This is a genomic window from Cytobacillus sp. SAFR-174, from assembly GCF_051964675.1.
GTDB lineage: Bacteria > Bacillota > Bacilli > Bacillales > Cytobacillaceae > Cytobacillus.
The window spans coordinates 47,168-55,541 of record NZ_JBQCMZ010000027.1; the positions used below are offsets into that span (position 1 = coordinate 47,168).

At 36.3% G+C, this 8,374-nt stretch carries 9 protein-coding genes; 4 read left to right on the plus strand and 5 right to left on the minus strand.

The genetic code is table 11. From position 1 onward, the window contains the following. Positions 1 to 60: 60 nt before the first annotated feature. Complete coding sequence (locus tag ACTHRG_RS20995; RefSeq protein ID WP_076259537.1) at positions 61 to 222, plus strand: CxxH/CxxC protein; 162 nt, start codon at positions 61 to 63, stop codon at positions 220 to 222. An 80-nt stretch (positions 223 to 302) separates the two neighbouring features. After that, positions 303 to 782: a 23S rRNA (pseudouridine(1915)-N(3))-methyltransferase RlmH gene (gene rlmH, locus ACTHRG_RS21000; RefSeq protein WP_076259535.1), complete on the plus strand. Its 480-nt coding sequence runs from the start codon at positions 303 to 305 to the stop codon at positions 780 to 782. A gap of 429 nt (positions 783 to 1,211) precedes the next feature. Here the strand turns inward: rlmH and ACTHRG_RS21005 are convergent, their stop codons facing one another. From ACTHRG_RS21005 to ACTHRG_RS21015, 3 genes are all read right to left on the minus strand, one after another. Further along, on the minus strand, positions 1,212 to 2,657 hold the full coding sequence (locus ACTHRG_RS21005; RefSeq protein WP_076259532.1) for a DEAD/DEAH box helicase: 1,446 nt from the start codon (positions 2,655 to 2,657) through the stop codon (positions 1,212 to 1,214). A gap of 475 nt (positions 2,658 to 3,132) precedes the next feature. Beyond that, positions 3,133 to 4,068 carry a sensor histidine kinase gene (locus ACTHRG_RS21010; protein WP_076259530.1) on the minus strand — a complete coding sequence of 312 codons (936 nt, stop codon included), beginning with the start codon at positions 4,066 to 4,068 and terminating at the stop codon, positions 3,133 to 3,135. A 9-nt stretch (positions 4,069 to 4,077) separates the two neighbouring features. Further along, positions 4,078 to 4,776 (minus strand): LytR/AlgR family response regulator transcription factor, encoded by a 699-nt coding sequence (locus ACTHRG_RS21015; RefSeq protein ID WP_076259527.1) that lies wholly within the window; start codon positions 4,774 to 4,776, stop codon positions 4,078 to 4,080. Between the two features lie 161 nt (positions 4,777 to 4,937). On the opposite strand from ACTHRG_RS21015, the gene ACTHRG_RS21020 reads away from it, so the two are divergent. After that, positions 4,938 to 5,687 (plus strand): ABC transporter ATP-binding protein, encoded by a 750-nt coding sequence (locus tag ACTHRG_RS21020; RefSeq protein ID WP_076259525.1) that lies wholly within the window; start codon positions 4,938 to 4,940, stop codon positions 5,685 to 5,687. Continuing rightward, on the plus strand, positions 5,680 to 6,834 hold the full coding sequence (locus tag ACTHRG_RS21025) for an ABC transporter permease (protein WP_076259524.1): 1,155 nt from the start codon (positions 5,680 to 5,682) through the stop codon (positions 6,832 to 6,834). The genes ACTHRG_RS21020 and ACTHRG_RS21025 overlap by 8 nt, the downstream gene beginning before the upstream one ends. A 358-nt stretch (positions 6,835 to 7,192) precedes the next feature. On the opposite strand, the gene ACTHRG_RS21030 is transcribed toward ACTHRG_RS21025, so the two are convergent. Next, a complete protein-coding gene (locus ACTHRG_RS21030) occupies positions 7,193 to 7,672 on the minus strand; it encodes a PAS domain-containing protein (protein ID WP_076259522.1) in 480 nt (159 codons plus the stop codon). Between the two features lie 497 nt (positions 7,673 to 8,169). Further along, on the minus strand, positions 8,170 to 8,374 hold a 205-nt coding region (locus ACTHRG_RS21035), incomplete at its 5' end, for a VOC family protein (RefSeq protein ID WP_440231890.1).

The window sequence follows — 8,374 nt, forward strand, 5'->3', positions numbered from 1 at the left end:
AAATTATCCACAATTCGGATAAAAAAACAGGCTGCCAGCCTAAAAAGGAGTTAGCTGAAAATGATTTACTGCTGTGACGAACACGTTGATCTGGCAATAGATATAGTGGTGGATGAGTACGAAACATTCCCGCAATTAACAAAACTTGAAGATGAAAAAAAGTTATCAACAACCTGTGAATATTGTCAAAATACCGCAATATATGTTGTAGCGAACGAATGATCTCATACAACATGTGGATGAAAAATGTGGACATGTGGATAACTTCTGTGGATATCTTGTTTGTAAAGTGAGGACATGCTGTGAATATCTCAATTATTACGGTTGGAAAGCTAAAAGAAAAGTACCTGAAGCAAGGAATTGACGAATACCTGAAAAGACTGTCGGCCTACTCCAAAATGGACATCATCGAAGTTCCCGACGAAAAAGCCCCTGAAGAACTAAGCGAAACGGAAATGATGCAGGTCAAGCAAAAAGAGGGCGAGCGGATCCTGGCGAAAATCCATCCGGATGCCCATGTTATTGCTTTGGCAATTGAAGGGAAGATGAAATCTTCGGAAGAGCTTGCGGATACTCTTGATAAACTGGCTACTTATGGGAAGAGCAAGATTGCATTTGTCATTGGCGGGTCTCTTGGATTGAGCCAAGAGGTTTTGCAGCGTGCGGATGATAAGCTGTCTTTTTCGAAAATGACTTTTCCGCATCAGTTGATGAAGCTGATCTTGCTGGAGCAGGTTTATAGGGCTTTTCGGATTAATCGGGGTGAACCGTATCATAAGTAAATGAGGTTTATTAAAAGTGGCCGTATAGGAATTTAATTAAACCTGCCAGTGATGGGCTTGTCATAAATAGTGTAATGTCATTAGAATCTTTGGTTTCTGTTGAATTAAAATCCTAATGGAAGCAAGTATCCCCCTCACTTATTAAAGTGAGGGGGATTTAAGGTTTTAAAAAGTATAAAAATTTGTGGTTCGGAAATTAGGAGGCGGTTCTGAATCCGGCTCCAGCGCTACAACGGCTAGTGTACTGTCCGTACGCAACTAAGCGGGTCGCTTGCGCTTTTAAATGATTCCAGCGGAAGCGCCCGAGGGTCCGTACCAACTGGAACGGACCCTCGGGATCAAATAACCCAAAGAGAATTAAAGGGAAAGACCACCCTTTTTTTCTTTGGAACATTTGCCTTTCGGGGCTAAACGGGTGCTTGTGCTTTTTTATTTAATGGCTTTACTCACTTTTAACTTCTTTCCTTTGATAGTCGCATTCTCCATGGCTTCTAAAACTAGTGAGCCTTTTCCATTCAGAATATCAACATATGACATATGATCCTGGATGGTTATAATGCCGATATCCTCTGCTGTGATTCCAGGAATTTTTGCAATCGTTCCAACAAAATCTAAAGCACGAATTTTCTTCTTTTTACCACCGTTGAAATGGAGTTTCATAATATCTTGATTGATTCGGGCTGTTTTATTATTTCTTACAATTCGCCTGCCGCTAAGTTTTTCTTCGAAAGCAGCTTTTCCACCAGCCACTTCCAGATGGCTGGGGCCTTCTTTAGCAGGTAGCTCAAAGCCGATGTACCTTTCAATGGCTTTAATGAATTTTCCTTCAAAAGGTGTCGAAAACGTAATGGCCTTTCCTTTCTTTCCAGCACGGCCTGTTCTTCCGGTTCGGTGTACATAGCTCTCTTTTTCCATGGGAACGTCATAGTTGATGACAAGTGTCACATTATCAATATCAATACCTCTTGCAGCTACATCAGTGGCCACGAGATAGCGGAAGTTCCCCAGTTTGAAACCTTCCATAACAGAGAACCGGTCTTCTTGTTCTAAACCCCCATGGAGTCTCTCACAAGGATATCCTGCTCTATCTAGTTCGCTATACACAGTATCGACGTGTTCTTTGGTTCGGCAGAAAATCAGGCAGCTGTCTGGGTTTTCTACAACCGTGACGTCTTTAAGGAGTGAGATCTTTTCTTCTTCTCTCACTTCAATTAAAGAATGTTCAATGGTATCGGCTGTCACCCTGGTCGATTCAATCTCAATCTGAATAGGATCTTTCATATATTTATGGCAAAGACTTTCAACATCTTTAGGCAGAGTTGCAGAAAAAACCATTGTTACTCGGTTTGAAGGCAGCTCTTTGATGATCGCTTCCACTTCATCGATGAAACCTCTATTAAGCATCTCATCAGCTTCATCTATGATAAGATACTTTATTTGATTCAAAACTAAGGTTCCTCGTTCAATATGGTCCATGACTCGTCCAGGGGTACCAACGACTATATGAGTTTTTTGTTTCAATTCATCCTTTTGTTTTGAAAAAGGTTCTTTTCCATAGACGGCCACTGCTTTAATGCGTTTAAACCTTCCGATATTCGTAATATCTTCGCGGACTTGAACCGCAAGCTCCCTAGTTGGCGTAAGAATTAAGGCCTGTGGTTTTTTTTCTTCCCATTCAATCATATCCGAAACAGGAATACCAAAGGAGGCAGTCTTTCCACTTCCAGTTTGGGCTTTTACGACAAGATCTTGATTTTTCATTGCTAATGGTATGACTTCTCTTTGAACTTCTGTTGGAGTTTCGTATTTTAACACAGCTAGTGCTCTTTTTATTTCTTCACTTACATGATAGTCCTCAAAACTTCTATTACTCATTTTTAAACCTCGTTTTTTGTTTTTTCGTCATATGGATAGAATTCTCTCCAAGAATTATTATATGCATTATCTGAATATGGTTCATTATACTTGAAAAGTGCGGAACAAAACGGCTTTTATTTTAAATCTTAAAAAGTAACAGATAAGGATGCGTTATTGATCTTAGATAACTTGAGGGAAAAGATAATGAACAATACAATGCTTCTTTTTACAATAATATTAAAAAATAACTCAGTTCTATTAGGTAAGCCAAAAAACCTCATTTAGATATTTTACGGAGAACCATATCATAAGCAAGTGCGGTTTCAAAGCCGTTTCAATTATTATATTGAAGCTTTTTTTTGATTATTGACTAGAGATTTGAACATGGAGAAATTGAACTTTGAAGAAGTATATGAAGCATTAAATAAATCAAAGCTTCAATAATCTGCATCTCGTGAGACAATCATTAGGTGTAGATTATTAAAGCTTTTTTTTATGAAACGAAATTAGGGATTTTACACGTTATTGTAAATGTTTGCTTCTCTGCTATAAATTCTAAATATCCGTTATGCTGCTCTATAATTTGCCGAATAATTGAAGTACCTAAACCATTATGATTTGGTTTTGTTGTAACACCAGTCTTGGCAAACAATTGGTCAGCAATTTCTTTCAGCAAGGGGATCGTATTGTTTGAACAAGTTAATATATATAGACCGCTTTTTTTACGAAGGCTTAATTCAATAAAAGCTTGTTTGTTATACTTCGTTTGCCATTCAATGCTTGCATCAATCGCATTTTCTAATATATTGCCTATTAGCCGAACGATTTCATCAGATGGAAGTGATAAATTTGATACAGGTATTTCAAGCAAATAATTAATAGCAATATTGTGGCTTCGTGCCTTTTCGTAATTCGTATATAATACTGCTGCTACTGCCCCCTGCTCTCCCTTTATCGACAAGTTCGTCTGTTCATATCGCTTTACTAACCCTTGCATATAGGTTTTCGCTTCATCAACCTCATCTTTTTCCAGTAAATAAGCAATTGCTGATACATGCTTTAAGTAATCGTGACGTTCTTTACGTACCTCTTGAAATGTACGATTAAATTCTACTAGCTTTTCATTTACTTCTAACTGTAATGTTGAAGTCTTAAATAGCGCTTTCTGCTTTTGTGAACTATAAATAACCACAAGCAATGCGCCAAAAAGTAAGAGTAGATTTTGTACACTCTTACCATTTAATACATAGACCCCATACATACATAAATGAATTATTACACTCCAATCAAGCTTTAACGTAAATCTTTTCATAGCTGCTAATGCTAATATGATGCTTATTGGAATGCTAATATAGAAGGAAAAATAGTCTACTGTTGCGAGGGCAAAATGGGTACAACAAATGATGAAAAAATATAGTTTATGCTTCATATTGCCACCTCAAAAGTAATTTTTTTGTATAATATCTAAGTTTTCCTTTGTAATAACTGCTTTTTCTTCAATTCCTTCAAAGGACACTAAATAGGAATTCTTCGCGTATAACGAAAAATTTAATATGTATTGAATATTTATAATAAATGAGCGATGAGCCCTTATAAACAAACGGTCCCTTAGCTCTCCCTCTAATTCATTTAAGGTTTGATAGGTTTTTACAGGACCATTTTTTGTATAGATCGTTGTAGCACGACCTGAACGTTCAATAAATATAATGTCCTTTTTTTGTACGATATGAATATCAGATTTTTGCTTAATAAAGATCCGGCCCGATAACTCGGCTTTTTGTTGCTTCGCTAACAATCTTTCAACAGAAGATACAAGTCGTTCTTTCGTATAGGGCTTCATTATGTAATCATGAACGTTCAATTCAAAAGCATGAACAGCGTACCCACTATTGCCTGTTACAAAGATAACCATAATTTGTAAGGCGTGTGTATATATAATATCAGCTAATTCGTAACCCGATAATTCTGGCATTTCTATATCCGCAATAAGTAAATCAATTGATTGCTTTTTTATTTCCTCATAGGCTTGCTGTGCACTTGTAGTAGCAAATACAATATTAATTTCTTCGATTGGCTCTATAATTGCTTTTAATTTATCTAAATCAATCGCTCGGTCATCTACTAATCCTACTCTCATGTTATACACCTCGTAATAAATATACACTATACGTAATTTTTGACAGTTCTACAATTAATTCCCCCTTTTCACGACATAATAAGGCATTTTTGCGACAACATAGCAGACACCTCTTGTATTTGTTTGTACGATGAAGACATCAAATAAACGAGGTGACGGACATGATTGAAATTACAGAAGTAACAAAACAATTTCAAAATAAGAAACAATATATAACTGCCTTAAAGCAAGTTTCTTTAGAAGTTCATGAGGGTGAGGTACTTGGGCTCCTAGGTGAAAACGGTGCTGGGAAAACAACCTTACTACGAACAATCGCTACTCTAATTGAACCGTCTTCAGGCAGCGTTGAAGTAGCAGGTTATCATACCGTAAAGCAATCTGATGAAGTGAAAAAACGTATCGGCGTGCTGTTTGGTAGTGAAACAGGACTTTATGAGCGACTAACAACACGTGAAAACTTAGAGTATTTTGGTTCACTCTATGGCTTAGGTAAGCATGAAACAAAAGTACGTATTGAAAAATTAGCGAAAATGTTTGGTATGCGAGACTATTTAGATCGCAAAATTGGAGGCTTTTCAAAAGGTATGCGTCAAAAAGTGGCCATTGCAAGAACATTATTACATGATCCAGATATTGTACTCTTTGATGAACCAACGACAGGACTAGATATTACATCATCTAATACTTTCCGTCAGCTTGTGCACCAACTGAAACGTGAAGGGAAAACCATTATATTCTCTAGTCATATTGTAGAGGAAGTAACGATGCTATGTGACCGAGTAGCAATGATTCATAAAGGTGAGCTTGTCTATGATGGCACTCTTGAACAACTTTATGTAGAAGAAGGCTCAAGCGATTTAAACTATATTTTCATGAGTAAATTAGTACGTGGAGGAGATGAAGATGCTTAATATATTCAAAAAAGAGTTAAAGGATACATTTCGAGATCAACGCACATTACTTTTAACTGTATTTTTACCAATAATTTTAATGTCAGCATTAGTATTTTTCTATGAAAAAATGATGGCACCGGACGAGGAAATCCAACTTCATATCGTGACAGAAAAAGAGCACCTTGATTTTGTGAAAGTATTACTTGATGGAGAAGAAAATTTACAACTTCGTGCTGTTGATGATGTTGAAGCTGCCATTAAAGAAGGTGAAGCAGTAGCTGGACTTGTTCTTTCTGACGATTTCGAACAGCAAATCGCTTCGGGGAATATGCCAACGATTCAAATTTTAGGCGATGAATATAGTGAAAATAGCTTTATAGCGATGTCAGAAATAGAAATGGCATTAACTCAATACAGTCAGACAATTGTTTCAGAACGTTTAGGAGAACAAAATATCGAGATATCAATTTTAACACCTTTTACAGTTAATAAAGTACAAGTAATCGAAGGTGATCAATCTGTACAAATGATGAGCTTCCTTATTCCAATGATGCTAGTTATTGCAGTAGGTGTAGGTATTTCATCTTCAGCAGCAGATTTTATTGCAGGTGAAAAAGAACGCCGTACGATGGAAGCTTTATTAATGACACCTGTAAATCGCAGTTCATTTTTATTAGGCAAATGGTTAACACTCGTTATTCTCGCTACGATTACAGGCATTTTAACGTTAGGAATTGTATTTATTGAAATCTACTTCTTTACAGAACAGTTAAAAGCCGGCTTAACAATGGAAGGAAGTGTTTGGTTAATTGGTACGGTCGCTCTTTTAATTATCATTAGTTTCGCTGCATTGATGGCTTCAGCGCTATTGCTGACAAGTGTTTTTGGTAAGACGGTAAAGGAAGCACAAAGCTACGGAACACCCATAATTATGGTTGGAATTTTACCAGCCTTATTCATCACAAGTGTCGGGCTAAATGAATTAACTACTACACATTTTTTATTACCAATCTTAAATGTCTTTGCAACTTTTAAAGAATTATTTGTTGGAATCATAGATATCGAGCATGTGTTTCTTACACTTGGAGTTAACATAGTGTTAGCGTTAGTAATTCTAGCAGTAGGTCGTATTTTATTTGCGAAAGATAAATGGGTGTTATCATAAAATAAATAATACCAAATCCCTTGTGGTTACATGCAAGGGATTTATTTTTTATTAACTTCATTTTTTCTATTGAAATTACAGCTATTCTACTTTTTGTTTTAGATGATTCGATCGAAGATTAGACTGCACCTAGCCATATTACGAAGAACCGTATCATAAATAGATGCGGTTTTTTCGAAGAACTCGTTTATAGGATAATTTATAACTATATTCTTAATTTTGTCTTTGAGTAGTGTTTACGACAATAACTTAACACTTCAAAGAGTCAAAGATTTGGAAGACCCTATACAAAGAAAAACACATTGAATTAGGGAATCCAGTGTGTTTTTCAGCGGCCTTTCAAATTGAAAAGATATTTTTATTCAGGCTTAACAGCTATAAATTCTTCAATAGTTTCAGGGGTATTTTTACCTTCTTTTCCTGTGAAAATGTCCAAATTAACGGTTACATCCATACAGCCAAGGTATTTTCCATTTTCATCACGTACCGCCATGAATTTTTGGTAGATCTGTCCAGTCTCTACGCCGGAGCGTTTTGGAAACCAAAATTCCCATTCATCGCGTGCTCCTGAACGGAAATCATTCAACAGCTTTTCAACGTGATGAGCCACTTTTGGGTGAAGCTCAAGCACATGGCGACCAATTGCTTCTTTACGGCGACCATGAACGCGGTCTGGATTATTAGAATACCACCGGAAAATATCGTTAGCGTCGCAAAAACCCATTTCAAATGGTAAGAGATTGATAATTGAATCCAAAGTGCTTGCTTTAATTGCACCAGTTTCAAAGTTAATGACAGCTTCAGGACTAATTAATTCTGACAATTTATCTACTGACATTTCTAACTCTCCTTTATGCGATCCCTCTTTATGAAAAAAATACAATAGTACAAATAATAAAGAGGAAAAATCGTCTTTTTTAGGTGATTATTATCTAACCTCATTAATAATGGTAGCATTAATCATTATCGTGCATTGTGATTTATCTCACAAAATTTATTTTAAATCATTCCCTGTATTTGAGGGACTGGCCAATTGCATATTAAAAAATAACCAAGCTGGGTGAAGGATGAACGTTTTTCAGGTATGACCCCGTTAGAGGAAGCGCGGGGACGGTTCCCACGCTACTCAATATTATTAAATATTCCTAACAGGATATTTCTGCCCGTTCTTTTCAATCTTCTGTTCTATTATCTCTTTTACATCCGGATACAGGTGCTTGACCTCAACTATACTATCGCTTTAAAGTGTCGGGGGTCAGGCGCCATTACTTCAAAAAAGGCTAATTAAAATTGAAGGAGACCGTTGGTTATTGAGACGGTCTCCTTTTGGTTTACTTATTCTTGTACTTCACTCATTAATGCATGAGTATTATCTTCTGTATCTTTAAAAAATGCCATCCATGTTTCTGTTTGTCCCATTTTCGCTACAACATGTGGTTCATCGATAAAGATAACTTCTTTAATTACTAATCGCTCATAAGTATCTTTAATATTAGTTACTTGAAAATAAATAACTGAACTTGAATGGGCGAATTCATCT